Origin of the sequence: Streptomyces sp. NPDC058955, from assembly GCF_042741435.1 — a bacterium.
Taxonomy (GTDB): Bacteria; Actinomycetota; Actinomycetes; order Streptomycetales; family Streptomycetaceae; genus Streptomyces.
In genome coordinates, this window is sequence record NZ_JBHYKM010000092.1 from 18,167 (window position 1) to 34,356 (window position 16,190).

Consider the following 16,190-nt stretch of genomic DNA (forward strand, 5'->3'; position numbering starts at 1 on the left):
GTTTGGGGGGGGGGGTGCGGCCCCCGGGCGGCCGGGTGGGGGCCCCCACTCTCCGGCGCACACTGCGCCCCCCCCGGGGGGGGGGGGGGGGGGGGCGCCGGCCCCCCCCCCCGCGGCGCCCGCCTCGGCCGCTCCCGCACCATCTGGGGCTGGCTCGTCGGCCTCGCGGGACCCGCCCTGCTCACCCTGCTGCTCAGCACCGCCGTGCCCGAGGTGGGGCTCGCCAACGACGTGCTGCTCTACCTCACCCTCACCGTCGCGGCGGCCCTGCTCGGCGGCCTCCGGCCGGCGCTCGCGTCCGCCGCCTTCGGCTCGCTCCTCCTCAACTGGTTCTTCACCCCGCCGATCCACCGGCTCACCATCGCCGACCCCCGCAACATCGTCGCCCTGGCGATCTTCGTCGGGGTCGCGATCGCGGTGGCCTCCGTCGTCGACCTCGCCGCGCGCCGCACCCACCAGGCGGCCCGGCTGCGCGCCGAGGCCGAGACGCTCTCCTTCCTCGCCGGCAGCGTGCTGCGCGGCGAGACCACCCTCGAAGCGCTCCTGGAGCGGGTCCGCGAGACCTTCTCCATGGAGTCCGTCGCCCTCCTCGAACGGACCGGCGAGACGGAGCCGTGGGCCCGCGTCGCCGTCGTCGGCCACCACCCGTGCGAGCGCCCGGACGACGCGGACGTCGACATGCCGGTCGGCGACCACCTGGCGCTCGCCCTCACCGGCCGGGTGCTGCCCGCCGAGGACCGCCGGGTGCTCGGCGCCTTCGCCGCCCAGGCGGCCGTCGTCCTCGACCGGCAGCGGCTGGTCGGCGAGGCCGAGGAGGCCCGCAAGCTCGCCGAGGGCAACAAGATCCGCACCTCGCTGCTCGCCGCCGTCAGCCACGACCTGCGCACCCCGCTCGCCGGCATCAAGGCGTCCGTCTCCTCGCTCCGCTCCGACGACGTCGAGTGGTCCGAGGAGGACCGGGCCGAACTCCTCGAAGGCATCGAGGCCGGCGCCGACCGCCTCGACCACCTCGTCGGCAACCTCCTCGACATGTCCCGCCTCCAGACCGGCACCGTCACCCCGCTCATCCGCGCCGTCGACCTCGACGAGGTCGTCCCGATGGCCCTCGGCGGCGTCCCGGACGGCAGCGCCGAGGCCGACATCCCCGAGACCCTGCCCATGGTCGAGGTCGACAAGGGCCTCCTGGAGCGGGCCGTCGCCAACATCGTCGAGAACGCCGTCAAGTACAGCCCCGACGGCGTCCCCGTCGCCGTCGCCGCCAGCGTCCTCGGCGACCGCGTCGAACTCCGCGTGGTGGACCGCGGCCCCGGCGTCCCCGACGAGTCCAAGGACGGCATCTTCGAGCCCTTCCAGCGCTTCGGCGACGCCCCGCGCGGTTCCGGCGTCGGCCTCGGCCTCGCCGTCGCCCGCGGCTTCGTGGAGGCCATGGGCGGCACCCTCAGCGCCGAGGACACCCCCGGCGGCGGCCTCACCATGGTCCTCACCCTGCGCGCCGCCGGAGGAGGAGCCCCGCCGCCCGCCGAACAGCCGGCCCACGCGGTGACCTGACCCCGCGCCCGCACCCCTACCAGCAGCCCGCACCCACCCCCGTACGGCAGCCATACGGCAGCCGTAAAGCAGCCCTACAGCAGAAGGAAGGCCCCCACACATGACCCGGGTCCTCGTGGTCGACGACGAGCCGCAGATCGTCCGCGCCCTGGTGATCAACCTCAAGGCGCGGAAGTACGAGGTCGACTCCGCCCCCGACGGCGCCACCGCCCTCCGGCTCGCCGCCGAACGCCACCCCGACGTCGTCGTCCTCGACCTCGGTCTGCCCGACCTCGACGGCGTCGACGTCATCAAGGGGCTGCGCGGCTGGACCCGGGTCCCGATCATCGTCCTGTCCGCCCGCCAGACCTCCGACGAGAAGGTCGAGGCGCTCGACGCCGGCGCCGACGACTACGTCACCAAGCCCTTCGGCATGGACGAACTCCTCGCCCGGCTGCGCGCCGCCGTCCGCCGCGCCGAACCCGTCGGCGGCGCCGAGGACGGCGTCGTCGTGGTCGAGACCGAGGACTTCACCGTCGACCTCGCCGCCAAGAAGGTCCACCGCGACGGGCGGGACGTCCGGCTCACCCCCACCGAGTGGCACCTCCTGGAGGTCCTGGTCCGCAACGGCGGCCGCCTGGTCAGCCAGAAGCAGCTCCTCCAGGAGGTCTGGGGCCCCTCGTACGGCACCGAGACCAACTACCTCCGGGTCTACATGGCCCAGCTGCGCCGCAAGCTGGAGACCGATCCCTCCCACCCGCGCCACTTCGTCACCGAACCGGGCATGGGATACCGCTTCGAACGTTGATGCGGGCCGCTTCCGGCCGGAGCCGCGGCCGGTACGCTTTTGGGTATGAGTGCTGCACCCCGTACCGACAAGCCGGCAGGCCGGTTCCGCCGGATGCTCGACCGGCTCTCCTCCTCGCCGGAGGACCTGGAGTCCGAGGAGCTCCAGGAGGACACGGCGGCCTCGGGCTGCACCCGGATCTCGGACTGTTCCGACCGCCAGATCGTCAAGGTGACTGGTACCTTGCGCACGGTCACGCTGCGCCCCCGCGCCGGTGTCCCCGCCCTGGAGGCCGAGCTCTTCGACGGCACCGCGCCGCTCGACGTCGTCTGGCTGGGCCGCCGCTCCATCGTGGGCATCGAACCGGGCCGCAAGCTGATCGCCTCCGGCCGGATCTCCATGAGCCACGGCCGGCGGGTCCTCTTCAACCCCAAATACGAGCTCCGACCGCTCGGACAGGAGTAGCCGGTGACGTCCGTCGACAAGCCGACCACCGCACCGCCGACGACCCCGGACCAGGACGCCCGGACCGACAAGGCGGTGACCGAGGCCGCGCTCTTCGAGGCGTTCGGCGGCGTCCGGGGCATGGTCGAGACGGTCCTGCCCGGACTGCTCTTCGTCACGATCTACACGATCAACAAGGACCTGAAGAGCTCGGCCGTCGCCGCGCTCGCGGTCTCGCTCCTGCTCGTCGTCGTCCGGCTGGTCCGCCGCGACACCGTCAAGCACGCCTTCAGCGGCGTCTTCGGCGTCGGCTTCGGCGTCGTCTTCGCGATGATGACCGGCAACGCCAAGGACTTCTACCTCCCCGGCATGCTGTACACCCTGGGCCTCGGCCTCGCGTACATCGTCACCACGCTCGCCGGCGTCCCGCTGATCGGCCTCATCCTCGGCCCGGTCTTCAAGGAGAACCTCTCCTGGCGGACCCGGAACCCGGGACGGAAGAAGGCGTACGCCAAGGCCAGCTGGGCCTGGGGCCTCATCCTGCTCGCCAAGTGCGCGATCCTCTTCCCGCTCTACTGGTGGGCCGACACCACCCAGCTCGGCTGGGTCCTCGTCGCGCTGAAGATCCCGCCCTTCCTGCTCGCCGTCTACCTCACCTGGGTCTTCCTCGCCAAGGCGCCGCCGCCGATCGACGTCTTCGCCGAGATGGAGGCGGAGGAGCGGGCCGAGAAGGAGCGCAAGGCCGCCGCCCAGGCCGGCCCGGACGCGTAGGACACCGAGACACGGGGAAGGGCCCCGGGCGCGCGCCCCGCCCCCGCCCCCCCCGCCCCCCCCCCCCCGCCCCGCCCCCCCGCCGCCCCCCCCCCCGCGCGGGGGCGCGGCCCGCCCCCCGCCCCGCCCCCGCCCCCCTTTCCCCGTATCCGTACCTCCGCTGCCTACTCCGCCGGCTCCCGGCGGACCTGGAGCAGCTCCTCCAACTGCTCCTCGCGGGCCTGCGCCGCCACGAACAGCAGCTCGTCGCCGGCCTCCAGGGTCTCCTCGGCGCTCGGCGTCAGCACCCGCGAACCGCGGATGATCGTCACCAGCGAGGTGTCCTGCGGCCAGGCGACCTCGCCCACCTGCGTCCCCGCCAGCGCCGACTCCGGCGGCAGCGTCAGCTCCACCAGGTTCGCGTCGCCGTGGCTGAAGCGGAGCAGCCGGACCAGGTCGCCGACGCTCACCGCCTCCTCCACCAGGGCCGACATCAGACGCGGGGTGGAGACGGCCACGTCCACGCCCCACGCCTCGTTGAACAGCCACTCGTTCTTCGGGTTGTTCACCCGGGCGACCACCCGCGGCACGCCGTACTCGGTCTTCGCGAGCAGCGACACGACCAGGTTGACCTTGTCGTCGCCGGTGGCCGCGATGACCACGTTGCAGCGCTGCAGCGCCGCCTCGTCCAGCGAGGTGATCTCACAGGCGTCGGCCAGCAGCCACTCCGCCTGCGGCACCCGCTCCACCGAGATGGCGGTCGGCGCCTTGTCGATGAGCAGGACCTCGTGGCCGTTCTCCAGCAGCTCGCCCGCGATGGAACGGCCCACCGCGCCCGCGCCCGCAATCGCGACCCGCATCAGTGACCGCCCTCCTCGGGGCCCTCGGCGAAGGCCGCCTCGACCTTCGTGATCTCGTCCACCCGCATCATCACGTGGACCAGGTCCCCCTCCTGGAGGACCGTCTGCGAGGTGGGGATGATCGCCTCGCCCAGCCGGGTGAGGAAGGCGACCCGCACCCCGGTCTCGTCCTGCAGCCGGCTGATCTTGTGGCCGATCCACGCCGGGGAGGTGTGCACCTCGGCGAGCTGGACGCCACCGCTCGGGTCGCTCCACAGCGGCTCCGCGCCCGAGGGCAACAGCCGGCGCAGCATCTGGTCGGCGGTCCAGCGGACCGTCGCCACCGTCGGGATGCCCAGGCGCTGGTACACCTCGGCGCGCCGCGGGTCGTAGATCCGCGCCGCCACGTTCTCGATGCCGAACATCTCGCGGGCCACCCGGGCGGCGATGATGTTGGAGTTGTCGCCGCTGCTCACCGCGGCGAAGGCACCGGCCTCCTCGATCCCCGCCTCACGCAGCGTGTCCTGGTCGAAGCCCACGCCCGTGACGCGCCGCCCGCCGAAACCGGAGCCCAGACGGCGGAAAGCCGTCGGGTCCTGGTCGACGACGGCGACCGTGTGGCCCTGCTGCTCCAGGGTCTGCGCGAGAGCGGCTCCCACTCGCCCGCAGCCCATGATGACGATGTGCACGTCCCCGCTACCCCGCACTCCTGATCGCCTTGCTGACCTGCGAAAACACCCTGCTCACAACTTTCCTCGCCCGATCGGCCCGGGCCGTGGCGGACAACACCCTGCCGGGTTGTCCGGTCCGAGCTTAAGCGGCAACGCTGGCCGGGACCGCATCCGAGGTGATACTCAGGGAGATTCGGTGCCGATCGGGGGTGCCGGTGCGCGTGGCTCTTTTCGAACGCTTACGATCCTCTGCGTGTCCAAACTGACCGACGTGCCCAAACGGATCCTGATCGGGCGGGCCCTGCGCAGCGACAAGCTCGGGGAGACCCTGCTCTCCAAGCGGATCGCCCTCCCCGTCTTCGCCTCCGACCCGCTGTCGTCGGTGGCGTACGCACCGGGCGAGGTCCTCCTCGTCCTCTCCGCCGCCGGTCTGTCGGCCTACCACTTCAGCCCGTGGATCGCGCTGGCCGTCGTCGTCCTCATGTTCACGGTCGTCGCCTCGTACCGGCAGAACGTGCACGCCTACCCGAGCGGCGGCGGCGACTACGAGGTCGCCACCACCAACCTCGGGCCGAAGGCCGGACTCACCGTCGCGAGCGCCTTGCTCGTCGACTACGTCCTCACCGTCGCCGTCTCGATCTCCTCCGGCATCGAGAACCTCGGCTCCGCCGTCCCCTTCGTCGTCGAGCACAAGGTCGCCTCGGCCGTCGCCGTGATCGTCCTGCTCACCCTGATGAACCTCCGGGGCGTGAAGGAGTCCGGCAGCCTCTTCGCCATCCCGACGTACGTCTTCGTCTTCGGCGTCTTCTGCATGATCGCCTGGGGCGCCTGGCGCGGACTCGTCCTCGACGACACCATGCAGGCCCCCACCGCCGGCTTCGAGATCAAGCCCGAGCACGAGGGGATCGCCGGCTTCGCCCTGATCTTCCTGCTGCTGCGCGCCTTCTCCTCCGGCTGTGCCGCCCTCACCGGCGTCGAGGCCATCTCCAACGGCGTCCCCGCCTTCCGCAAGCCGAAGTCGAAGAACGCCGCCACCACCCTCGCGCTCATGGGCGGCCTCGCCGTCACCATGTTCTGCGGCATCATCTTCCTCGCCCAGGCGACCGACGTCCGGATGGCCGAGAAGCCCGCCGAGGACCTGCTCGTGAACGGCGTCCCGGTCGGCGAGGGCTACGTCCAGGACCCGGTGATCTCCCAGGTCGCCGCCGCCGTCTTCGGCGACGGCACGTTCTTCTTCGTGCTGCTCGCCGCCGCCACCGCGCTCGTCCTCTTCCTGGCCGCCAACACGGCGTACAACGGCTTCCCGCTCCTCGGCTCGATCCTCGCCCAGGACCGCTACCTGCCGCGCCAGCTGCACACCCGCGGCGACCGCCTCGCCTTCTCCAACGGCATCGTGCTCCTCGCCGGCGCCGCCGCCCTCCTCGTCTGGATCTACGGCGCGGACTCCACCCGCCTCATCCAGCTGTACATCGTCGGCGTCTTCGTCTCCTTCACGCTCAGCCAGATCGGCATGGTCCGGCACTGGAACCGGCACCTGAAGACGGAGAAGGACCAGGCCAAGCGCCGCCACATGATCCGCTCCCGCGCGATCAACGCCTTCGGCGCCTTCTTCACCGGCCTCGTCCTCGTCGTCGTCCTCGCCACCAAGTTCACCCACGGCGCCTGGGTCGCCCTCCTGGGCATGGTGATCTTCTACGTGACGATGACCGCGATCCGCCGCCACTACGACTCCGTCGCCGCGGAGATCGCCGCCGCCGAGGAGCGCCCCGACGAGTACGTGCGCCCCTCCCGGGTCCGCTCGATCGTCCTCGTCTCCAAGCTCCACAAGCCCACCCTCCGGGCCCTCGCCTACGCGAAGCTGCTGCACGCCAACGAGCTGGAGGCGCTGACCGTCAACGTCGACCCGGCGGAGACCAAGGCGCTCAAGGAGGAGTGGGAGCGGCGCGGCATCAACGTGCCGCTGAAGATCCTCGACTCGCCGTACCGCGAGATCACCCGGCCGGTCATCGAGTACGTGAAGAACCTCCGCAAGGAGAGCCCGCGCGACGCCGTCTCGGTCTACATCCCCGAGTACGTCGTCGGCCACTGGTACGAGCACCTGCTCCACAACCAGTCCGCGCTCCGCCTCAAGGGCCGGCTGCTCTTCACCCCGGGCGTCATGGTCACCTCGGTGCCCTACCAGCTCCAGTCCTCCGAGGCCGCGAAGAAGCGGGCGCGCAAGCGCCAGGAGTGGAACGCGCCGGGCTCGGTCCGCCGCGGACCGGTCGAGAAGGCCAAGAAGGAACCGACCGCGAAGAGCAACTAGACTGGTGGGGGGGGGTGGCGTCAGCCGCCCACCTGTCGTGGACCCCCCCGGGGGGTGGTGCGCCGCCTCCCCCTCCCCTCACCCCACCTACCCACCACACACCCTCACCCCGTCCCTCCCGCGTTTTGGGTCCGCCCCCCCACCCCCCCCCCCCCCACTTCTCTTCTCCCCCCTCTGTCTCTGGAGCCCCCGATCATGCAGAACACCCCTGTGAAGTCCCTGATCGGGGAGGAGTACGAGGTCGAGGTCGGCCCGGTGGCCCACGGCGGCCACTGCATCGCGCGGACGGAGGAGGGCCGGGTCCTCTTCGTGCGCCACGCGCTGCCGGGCGAGCGCGTCCGGGCCCGCGTCACCGAGGGCGACGAGAGCAGCCGCTTCCTGCGCGCCGACGCCGTCGAGATCCTGGACGCCTCCAAGGACCGCATCGAGGCCCCGTGCCCCTTCGCCGGCCCCGGCAGGTGCGGCGGCTGCGACTGGCAGCACGCCAAGCCGGGCGCCCAGCGCCGCCTCAAGGGCGAGGTGATCGCCGAGCAGCTGCAGCGGCTCGCCGGCCTCACCCCGGAGGAGGCCGGCTGGGACGGCACGGTCGTCCCGGCCGAGGGCGACAAGCTCCCGGCGGGCGAGGTCCCGCAGTGGCGCACCCGCGTCCAGTACGCCATCGACGACGAGGGCCGCGCGGGCCTGCGCAAGCACCGCTCGCACGAGGTCGAGGTCATCGACCACTGCATGATCGCGGCGCAGGGCGTCTCGGAGCTCGGCATCGAGAAGCGGCGGTGGGAGGGCATGGCCACCGTCGAGGCGATCGCCGCGTCCGGCTCGAACGACCGCCAGGTCATCCTCACCCCCCGCCCCGGCGCCCGGCTCCCGCTCGTCGAGCTCGACAAGCCGGTCTCGGTGATGCGCGTCGACGAGAAGGACGGCGGCGTCCACCGCGTCCACGGCCGCGCCTTCGTCCGCGAGCGCGCCGACGAGCGCACCCACCGGGTCGGCAGCGGCGGCTTCTGGCAGGTCCACCCGAAGGCCGCCGACACCCTCATGAGGGCCGTCATGCAGGGCCTCCTCCCGCGCAAGGGCGACACCGCGCTCGACCTCTACTGCGGCGTCGGCCTCTTCGCCGGCGCCCTCGCGGACCGGGTCGGCGACCAGGGCGCCGTCCTCGGCATCGAGTCCGGCAAGCGCGCCGTCGAGGACGCCCGCCACAACCTGGCCGGCTTCCCGCGCGTCCGCGTCGAACAGGGCAAGGTCGAGGCGGTCCTCCCGCGCACCGGCATCACCGAGGTCGACCTCATCGTCCTGGACCCACCCCGCGCCGGCGCCGGCAAGCAGACCGTCCGCCACCTCGCCGGCCTCGGCGCCCGCCGCATCGCCTACGTGGCCTGCGACCCGGCCGCCCTGGCCCGCGACCTCGGCTACTTCCGCGAGTCGGGCTACCGGGTCCGGACGCTGCGGGCGTTCGACCTGTTCCCGATGACCCACCATGTCGAGTGCGTCGCGATCCTTGAGCCTGCGGAAAAGGGTCGCTGACCTGCTGTTTCTCTGAGTGTGCATTATGGGCGTCACGTGCGTTACGGGCGATATCTTGACGCATATCTGACGCACGTGACGCACGTGACGCACGTTTGACGCACGGACGGCGTGATATCCGATGGGTTGTCATGCGTGATTGGTGACCGCCGGATGGAGTCCTCAGCCGTGTGGTCGGAGGCACCCTGAAGTGGTTGGGGCATTGGCTGCCGAGCTGTTGGCTGCCCCTGTCCCATCGGCTTCTCGCTAATGACGTTCCGTGACACTGGGTGGGGTGTCTGGCGCGTGTTGCGTCAGGGGCCGTAGGGATTCCAGCGCCCGAGAAAGGGCCTGAGATCGTCGGCTCGTGGTTCGGGGATGTCGGGCAGCCGGGGCGGTGTGTTCAGGGTTCAGATGCTCCACGCGTGCTGCCGTCCAGTCGATCCATGTTTCGGCTTCGGTCCTGGTCTGGCCTGGGGGCATGGTCTCGACCCGGGTGCGTACGGCGCTCACGTACTCCGCGAGTCGGGTGGTGTGGCGCCAGGCCGCTCCCTGCGCTTCGAGTGCCTGACGCGGTACGCCTCGGCGTACTGGACGCGCGCTTCTTTCATGGCGGCCGGAATCTCGTGTGCTTGGATGGGCGGGGGTTGCGTAGGGAGGGGCTGCCTGAGTCTTCCGCGGGTGAGACTTGCGGAGAGGGGAGGTGCCGTGCGTCAGGTAATGCCGGCCGGCGCTCGACAGGATGACGCTCCACTGGCCGCCCTTCCTGGAGACCGTGACCAGCCCCCGATTCTGCAGTGCCTGGCCCGTGGTCTTCTATGAGCTGGTCTTCCACTCGCCAGCAGGGGAACCAGCGCTCACCCATTGCAGCGCCGAAAGCTGCCGCTCATTGACCTGCCGTTCCCATGACCCGCCTTCGGCTCGAGTCAGCCCGCAACGGCGGCATCTCACCACCGCGTGACAGCGCGAGGTGATCGAAGTCCTCGTCGATGTGGGACTCAAATGCTGGGCTGCCACGGCGTATCAAGGCACCGGCGGAAGCGTCCGATTCCCGTTCTGGGAACTGTGCCGTGTCCATTTCGGCCAGCCGGGGCTCCGCCGGGCAGCACACTGTAGGGCGTTCCTGCAGCGCCGCCTTCAGCAGCGGATGCTCCTGGGCTATTCCGGCGTCCAGGACGCACACCGTGGGTGCGTGCGGACGGCCTCGGCCGGCTCTCACAGGTTCACAGCGAGCTCGCCGCGACGCAGGGAGGCGGAATGGAGGTCCCCGCGCGGTGATCGCTGCCGGCGGGCCTGGCTCGGTGCCCGGCCGGCCCCAGGATGTGGGGCCGGCCGCGGGGTGCTGGGGATAACCGCGCACCTGTCACCTGGTCGGAGTCCGCGCCGTAGGGGTTGGCCGGTGCGAGCCTCCTGCCGGGGATCACCCGGACACCACGACGATGACAGGGCGACGGTCCCCAGGCGACAGGCCGGGCATCATCACGCACAGGTCGAGCGTGTTTCACTCGACCTGCAAGAAGTTATGGAGCTTTCGGCGCGCGACTCGTGCGTGGCGCGCACGATTTGGGGAGTTGGCCGTGGACACGATCGACCGCCACATACTGAACATCCTCCGCAGGGACGGGCGAGCGCCCGTGTCGGAGATCGCGCGTGCTGTGGGACTCTCGGCGGCTCCGTGCGCCCGCCGCATCGAGCGCATGGAGAGGGAGGGTGTGATCCGCGGCTATACCGCGGTCATCGAGGACAGCCGGGCGGGCATGCTTCAGGCGTTCATCGAGATCTGCCTGCTCGGCGCGACCGACAGTGACGAGATCCAGGACATCGCCCAGAGCATCCCGGAGATCGAGGAGAGCCACAGCATCGCCGGGACCTCCGACGCCCTGCTCAGGCTCCGGGTCCGGGACGTGAAGCATCTTCAGCAGGTGATCAACGCCGTACGCCGGACCGGCAAGGTGGAGGGCACCAAGACCTTCATCATCATGAACACCTGGACCCGCCCGACCGAGCAAGCCGGCAGCCCGTAATCCCGAAACGACGTCGTGCTGGGGCCCGGAGGCCGTCCGTCTGCCCGATCGGTGGTGCGGGCCCGACGTCGTCGCCCGGTACACGACTGAACCCGGCTGCTGCTGGAGCCGTCCGGGCGGGTCACTCGTGTGCCGGTGTGACGGTGTGCGCGAGTTGGACGCGTGAGTGCAGGCCGAGTTTCCGGTAGACGCGGGTGAGGGTCGCTTCGACCGTCTTGACGCTGACGGTGAGGGTGGTGGCGATGTCGCGGTTGCTCACTCCGGCGGCGGCGAGTTCGGCGCAGCGTTGCTCGGCGGAGGTGAGGCGGGGGTGGGCGTCTTCGCCCGCCGGGGCGGCTTCCAGTCGGCTGAGCGTGTGCGCGGCGGTTTCGGCCCACGGGTGTGCCTGGTGGGCGGTGAAGAGGTCGGCGGCTTTTTGCGCGGCGGCGCGGGCGCTGGCGCGTCGGCGCCCGCGCCGTTCGGTGTGGCTGAGCGCCAGCAGGGTCCTGCCGCGTTCGAGGGGGAGGTGGCGAAGCCGGTCAGCTGCGTCGGTGAGGCGCCGGGCCACGGTGTCGTAGTCGCCGCGGGCGGCGTCCAGGAGCGCCTGGGCGCGTTCGAGCGGGGGGAGGACCATGTGCCTGCCGAGGTCGGTCGCGGTGCGGCGGGTGTCGTCCAGGAGGCCCTGCGCCCGGTCGAGGTGGCCGAGGGCGATGAGGGTCTCGGCGAGTTCGGGGTGCCAGCGCAGGACGGACGGGTCGCGGACCTGTTGCAGCTCCTCCAGTGCGCGGACCTCCACCAGGGCCTCCAGAGCCTCTTTGGGGCGGCCCGTGGCCAGGAGGAGGTGGCCGAGGGCGAAGAGGTTGCGGGAGAGGAAGACCTTGTTGTCCTCCTGCCGGGCGGCGTCGACTCCGCGGCGTGCGTGGACGAGGGCGAGGTCGGTCCGCCCGGCGGTGCCTTCGACGAGGGCGGAGGTGTAGCACGCCGGCGCGGGTGACAGGGCGGTCCCGTCGGTCAGCGCCTGGGCGCGGTGAGCGTGGTCGAGCGCCCTGGCGCACCGTCCGGCGCGGAGTTCGGCCTCGGCGAGGCTGCGCCGGATGTCCACGGTCGCCTCGGCGTCTCCCGTCCGCTCTGCTTCGACGAGCAGGGGGAGCAGCGCGGCGCGGGCCTCCTCGGGGCGGTCGTCGAAGAGGGCGTGCCGGGCGGCGAGGTGCTGAGGTGTGCCGTTGACCGGAATGGAGGCGGCGCGTGGCAGGGACAGGGCACGGCTGAGCGTGGTCCCGGCGTCGAGGTGGCCGAGGACGCGTTGAAGACGGGCCTGCATCGTGAGGGCCATGGCGGTGGTGGTGGTGTCGCCGGCGCTCTCGGCGAGGGCGGTGGCCCGGCCGGCCAGGGCGCATGCCCGGTCGGGGTCGCCTTCGTTCACGTTGGCCCAGATGGACTGGCGGATGAGGATCCGCGCGGTGAGGTCGGATCGTCCGGCCGCCGCATGGAGTGCGTCGGCGAACAGTTCGTCCGCGCTGTGCAGGTGTTGGCCGCTCGCGTCGATCAGGGCGACGAGGGCTTCGACGCGCTGGGCCGGGGTGGCGTCGTGGCCCACGATGAGGCGGGCGGCGGCCCGGCCGCGGGAGAGGTCGCCGTAGTGGGCGGCGTCGCGTACGGCGGTCAGGGCCCGTTCGGCGAGCAGTTCGCCGTCGTCGTACGGGGTGCGCTGGGCGGCGAGGAGGGAGAGCTCTGCCGCGAGTGCGTGGTCGCCGCGCCGCCGGGCGCGTGCGGCGGCGCGGGCGGCGTGGCGGGCCGACCGCGGGTCGGTGGCGTCGGCCGCCAGCACGGTGTGCCGGTCGCGGCGGACGCTGTCGTGGCTGGCCTCGGCCAGGCGGGCGTGCAGAAGCCTGCGTGCGTGGCCCGGCAGCCGGGCCGCGAGTTCGGTGCCGATCGCGGAGGCGGTGAACCGCACCGTCCGGTCGGGCTGTTCGAGGTCGACGAGTCCGGCTGCCTCGGCCTCGGCCAGGAGGCTTTCGGCTGCCGGCCCGGCGAGACGACCCAGCAGGTCGAGGTCGGGCCGGTCGTCGAGTGCGGCGAACGTCAGCAGTTCCCGGACCTCCCCCGACACGGTTCCCAGCCATTCGCCCACCAACCGGCGGGCCGGGGGAGGAAGGACCGGGCGGTCCTCGGCGTCCGAGGCGATCGGCACGGCGGCGGTGTGGCCGCGCACCTGGGCGAGTGCCAGAGCCAGCGCAGGGTTCCCGCCGCTGTGGGTGTGGATGCGCGTGACCTCGCAGGGGACGAGACGGTACGGGGACAGCAGAGCCGCGACCTGGTCTACCGTCAGGGCCGGAACACGCACCGCGTACGCGTTCTCCCCGCACCAGTGATCCGCGGCCTCCGGGCGCCAGGTGCGCTCGGCCGCGATGACGGGAAGGTCCGGGGCCAGGCGCAGCGCCCAGCCCAGGACGGCCGCGCTGGCCGGGTCCAGCCACTGGGCGTTGTCCACCATCAGCGTCATGGGCGGTGCCTCCCGCAGCAGAGCGGCGGTCTGCCGGCGCAGCCGCAGGGCCGAGCCGGCATTGTCCGGGGAGCCCGGCTGGTCGGCGGCCTCGTCGAGTCCCGCCGCCAGCTTCCGTGCCGCGGGCAGCGTTTGGAGGGCCAGCGCGAGTTCGAGCAACCCGGTGTACGGGATCGCGGTGTCCTGTGGGCCCGGGGCCAGCCGCAGGAGGGGCAGGCCCAGCCTTCTTCCCAGGGCCCTGGCCGCGGTGGTCTTGCCGCTTCCGGGCGGCCCGAACAGGACCACCCGGCGGGTGCCGTCCACGACTTCTGGCACCACCGGCAGCACGGGACCGGCCTCGTGGGACGCGCTCATCCACATCTCGGAGTCTGGCATCGGGCCATGGTGCGCCCGTGGGCCCCCGCCGTCCAGGTCAAGGGATTGCCCCGATGTCGGCCGGGCCCCGCGTCCCTAGCCTCATGGCCACAGCCGGGCCAACCGCTGCCGAACGCCCCCCGCACCCCAGATGACGTTCTGCGGCACATCCCCGACAAGGCCCGGCGGAAGGATTGCGATGAACCGCAAGAACGCCCTGGCAGCCGGTGTCGCGGCAGCCCTCGCCCTCGGCTCCGTGACCATGGTGGCCACCCAGTCCACCGCGGCCCCCCGACCCACCGCGGCCGCCGGCGCCTCCGCCAGCCAACCCGGTGCAGGGTTCAAGGCGATGACGGCCGACGCGCGCAGCGAGGCGATACGCACGGCCGGCCGGAACGCGGCCGCCACCGCCCGCGAGCTCGGCCTGGGCCCCGACGAGCGCCTGCGGGCCAAGGACGTCCTGATCGACGCCGACGGCTCCCGGCACGTGCGCTACGACCGCACCTACAGAGGCCTGCCGGTGATCGGCGGAGACCTGGTGGTGCACCTCGCCGAGGACGGCACGATCACCGGCTCGGACCTGGCGCACCAGGGCGCGGTCCGGATCGCCGGAACCACCCCGAAACTGACGGCCGCCGACGCCTCCGCCAAGGCCGTGAAGCACGCCAGGCACGTGAAGAAGGCGAAGGCCGGCAGCAAGGACAGCGCCCTGGTGGTGTACGCGGTCGGCAAGATCCCCGTCCTCGCCTACCGTTCGACCGTCACCGGCGAGGGCGAGACCGGCCCCACCTCGCGTCAGGCGGTGATCGTCGATGCCACCACCGGCGCGGCGCTGGACCAGTACGAGCTGCACCAGAACGTCACGGGCACCGGCAACGGCGTCACTGTCGGGCAGGTCTCCATCGAGACCACCCAGACCGCCGGCGGCTACACCCTGACCGACCCCGCGCACGGCGGCACGATCGTCTACGACTCGTACAACAGCCCGCAGTCGAACCCCAGGCAGAACGCCCGGGCCTTCTCCAAGGCCACCAACTCCTGGGGCAACGGCACCGCTTCCAGCCGTGAGAGCGCCGCGGTGGACGCCTCCTACGGCCTGGCGAAGACCTGGGACTACTACAAGAACTCCTTCAACCGCTCCGGCATCCGCAACGACGGCCGCGGTGCCCGCGCCTACGTCCACGTCGACACCAATCTGGTCAACGCCTTCTACGACGACAACTGCTTCTGCATGTACTTCGGCGACGGCTCCTCGCAGAACGGCAACACCCCGGTCACCGCGGTGGACGTGGCCGGGCACGAGATGACCCACGGTGTCACCTCCGCCACCGCCAACCTCACCTACTCCGGCGAGTCTGGTGGCCTGAACGAGGCCACCAGCGACATCTTCGGCACCATGGTCGAGTTCTACGCCGACAACGCCGGCGACCCGGGCGACTACTACATCGGCGAGAAGCTCAACATGTCCGGCGGCTCCCTGCGCCGGATGGACAACCCCGCTACCGACGGCAGGTCCCTGTCCTGCTGGAACTCCGGCGCCGGCTCGGTGGACGTGCACCTCTCCTCCGGCATCGGCAACCACTTCTTCTACCTGGCCGCCGAAGGCACGGGCGCGAAGACCATCGGCGGACGCTCGCACACCGGCACCACCTGCAACAACGACACCTTCGCGGGCATCGGCAAGGACAAGGCCGCAGCCGTCTGGTACCGGGCGCTGACCACCTACATGACCTCCACCACCAACTACGCCGGCGCCCGCACCGCCACCCTGCAGGCCGCCGCCGACCTCTACGGCACCAACTCCCAGGAGCGGTACCTCGTCTCCAAGGCGTGGGCCGCCGTCAGCGTCGGCACCGCCCTGCCCGACCCCGGCACCGGCACCCCCACCCCCTCTCCGACCACCCCGACCCCCTCTCCGACCACGCCCCCCAGCGGGAACGCACTGACCAACGGCAGCTTCGAGCAGGGCACCAGCGGCTGGACCCAGAGCGACAACATCATCACCAACTCGTCCCTGCAGGCCGCGCGTGACGGGTCCTGGTACGCCTGGATGATGGGCTACGGCGCCGACGCCGTCGAATCCCTCTCGCAGTCGAACATCGCGGTGCCCTCCGCCGGCACCCCGAAGCTCACCTTCTGGCTGAAGGTCTCCACCCAGGAGTCTGGCTCCACCGCCTACGACACCCTCAGGGTCAACGTCAACGGCACCACGCTGGCCACCTACTCCAACGCCGACGCGAGCTCCGGATACGTCCAGAAGACCGTCGACCTGTCCGCCCACAAGGGCCAGACGGTGAAGCTGGAGTTCGCCGGCACCGAAGACACCTACCTGTCCACCATCTTCCTGCTCGACGGCATCACCATCGGCTGACCGATCCCGCTCACCACCCGTGGGGGGGGCGCGGGGGGGGCCCGCCCGGGGGGGGGGGGGCGCGGGGGGCCGCGCCCCCCCGCCGGGGGGGGCGCGGGCGCGCGCGGGCGGGGGGGGGGGGGGGTGAGGGGGA

10 protein-coding genes and 1 pseudogene are annotated in these 16,190 nt (G+C 71.8%); 8 read left to right on the plus strand and 3 right to left on the minus strand.

What is annotated here, in order from left to right:
- Positions 1-102: 102 nt before the first annotated feature.
- The 4 genes and pseudogenes from ACFW1I_RS28230 to ACFW1I_RS28245 all read left to right on the plus strand — a co-directional run.
- Positions 103-1,548: pseudogene (locus ACFW1I_RS28230) on the plus strand (DUF4118 domain-containing protein); the annotation flags it as partial.
- Positions 1,549-1,648: 100 nt separating this feature from the next.
- Positions 1,649-2,335, plus strand: coding sequence for a response regulator (locus ACFW1I_RS28235; RefSeq protein ID WP_319010871.1), 687 nt, complete (start codon positions 1,649-1,651; stop codon positions 2,333-2,335).
- A 45-nt stretch (positions 2,336-2,380) separates the two neighbouring features.
- On the plus strand, positions 2,381-2,779 hold the full coding sequence (locus tag ACFW1I_RS28240; RefSeq protein WP_078868359.1) for an OB-fold nucleic acid binding domain-containing protein: 399 nt from the start codon (positions 2,381-2,383) through the stop codon (positions 2,777-2,779).
- A 3-nt stretch (positions 2,780-2,782) separates the two neighbouring features.
- Complete coding sequence (locus tag ACFW1I_RS28245) at positions 2,783-3,529, plus strand: DUF3159 domain-containing protein (RefSeq protein ID WP_384675134.1); 747 nt, start codon at positions 2,783-2,785, stop codon at positions 3,527-3,529.
- A gap of 164 nt (positions 3,530-3,693) precedes the next feature.
- Here the strand turns inward: ACFW1I_RS28245 and ACFW1I_RS28250 are convergent, their stop codons facing one another.
- Positions 3,694-4,368, minus strand: coding sequence for a potassium channel family protein (locus ACFW1I_RS28250; protein WP_384675136.1), 675 nt, complete (start codon positions 4,366-4,368; stop codon positions 3,694-3,696).
- Positions 4,368-5,036: a TrkA family potassium uptake protein gene (locus ACFW1I_RS28255; protein ID WP_030496284.1), complete on the minus strand. Its 669-nt coding sequence runs from the start codon at positions 5,034-5,036 to the stop codon at positions 4,368-4,370. Before ACFW1I_RS28255 ends, ACFW1I_RS28250 begins: the two co-directional genes overlap by 1 nt.
- A gap of 235 nt (positions 5,037-5,271) precedes the next feature.
- On the opposite strand from ACFW1I_RS28255, the gene ACFW1I_RS28260 reads away from it, so the two are divergent.
- The 3 genes from ACFW1I_RS28260 to ACFW1I_RS28270 all read left to right on the plus strand — a co-directional run bounded on the left by ACFW1I_RS28260 (position 5,272) and on the right by ACFW1I_RS28270 (position 10,850).
- Complete coding sequence (locus ACFW1I_RS28260) at positions 5,272-7,323, plus strand: APC family permease (RefSeq protein WP_384675139.1); 2,052 nt, start codon at positions 5,272-5,274, stop codon at positions 7,321-7,323.
- A gap of 195 nt (positions 7,324-7,518) precedes the next feature.
- Positions 7,519-8,847, plus strand: a complete 1,329-nt coding sequence (locus ACFW1I_RS28265; protein ID WP_384675141.1) for a class I SAM-dependent RNA methyltransferase — start codon at positions 7,519-7,521, stop codon at positions 8,845-8,847.
- Between the two features lie 1,556 nt (positions 8,848-10,403).
- Positions 10,404-10,850, plus strand: a complete 447-nt coding sequence (locus tag ACFW1I_RS28270) for an Lrp/AsnC family transcriptional regulator (protein ID WP_384675143.1) — start codon at positions 10,404-10,406, stop codon at positions 10,848-10,850.
- Positions 10,851-10,971: 121 nt separating this feature from the next.
- Here the strand turns inward: ACFW1I_RS28270 and ACFW1I_RS28275 are convergent, their stop codons facing one another.
- Positions 10,972-13,707 carry an AAA family ATPase gene (locus ACFW1I_RS28275; RefSeq protein ID WP_384675145.1) on the minus strand — a complete coding sequence of 912 codons (2,736 nt, stop codon included), beginning with the start codon at positions 13,705-13,707 and terminating at the stop codon, positions 10,972-10,974.
- A 178-nt stretch (positions 13,708-13,885) separates the two neighbouring features.
- Between ACFW1I_RS28275 and ACFW1I_RS28280 the strand changes: the two genes are divergently transcribed.
- Entirely contained in the window at positions 13,886-16,057 is a 2,172-nt protein-coding gene (locus ACFW1I_RS28280) for a M4 family metallopeptidase (RefSeq protein ID WP_384675147.1), read from the plus strand.
- The last annotated feature ends 133 nt before the right edge of the window (positions 16,058-16,190 follow it).

Coding starts and splice junctions, on each gene's coding strand:
- ACFW1I_RS28235 (WP_319010871.1), top strand. CDS start 1,649: ATGACCCGGGTCCTCGTGGTCGACGACGAGCCGCAGATCGTCCGCGCC.
- ACFW1I_RS28240 (WP_078868359.1), top strand. CDS start 2,381: ATGAGTGCTGCACCCCGTACCGACAAGCCGGCAGGCCGGTTCCGCCGG.
- ACFW1I_RS28250 (WP_384675136.1), bottom strand. CDS start 4,368: ATGCGGGTCGCGATTGCGGGCGCGGGCGCGGTGGGCCGTTCCATCGCG.
- ACFW1I_RS28265 (WP_384675141.1), top strand. CDS start 7,519: ATGCAGAACACCCCTGTGAAGTCCCTGATCGGGGAGGAGTACGAGGTC.
- ACFW1I_RS28275 (WP_384675145.1), bottom strand. CDS start 13,707: ATGCCAGACTCCGAGATGTGGATGAGCGCGTCCCACGAGGCCGGTCCC.
- ACFW1I_RS28280 (WP_384675147.1), top strand. CDS start 13,886: ATGAACCGCAAGAACGCCCTGGCAGCCGGTGTCGCGGCAGCCCTCGCC.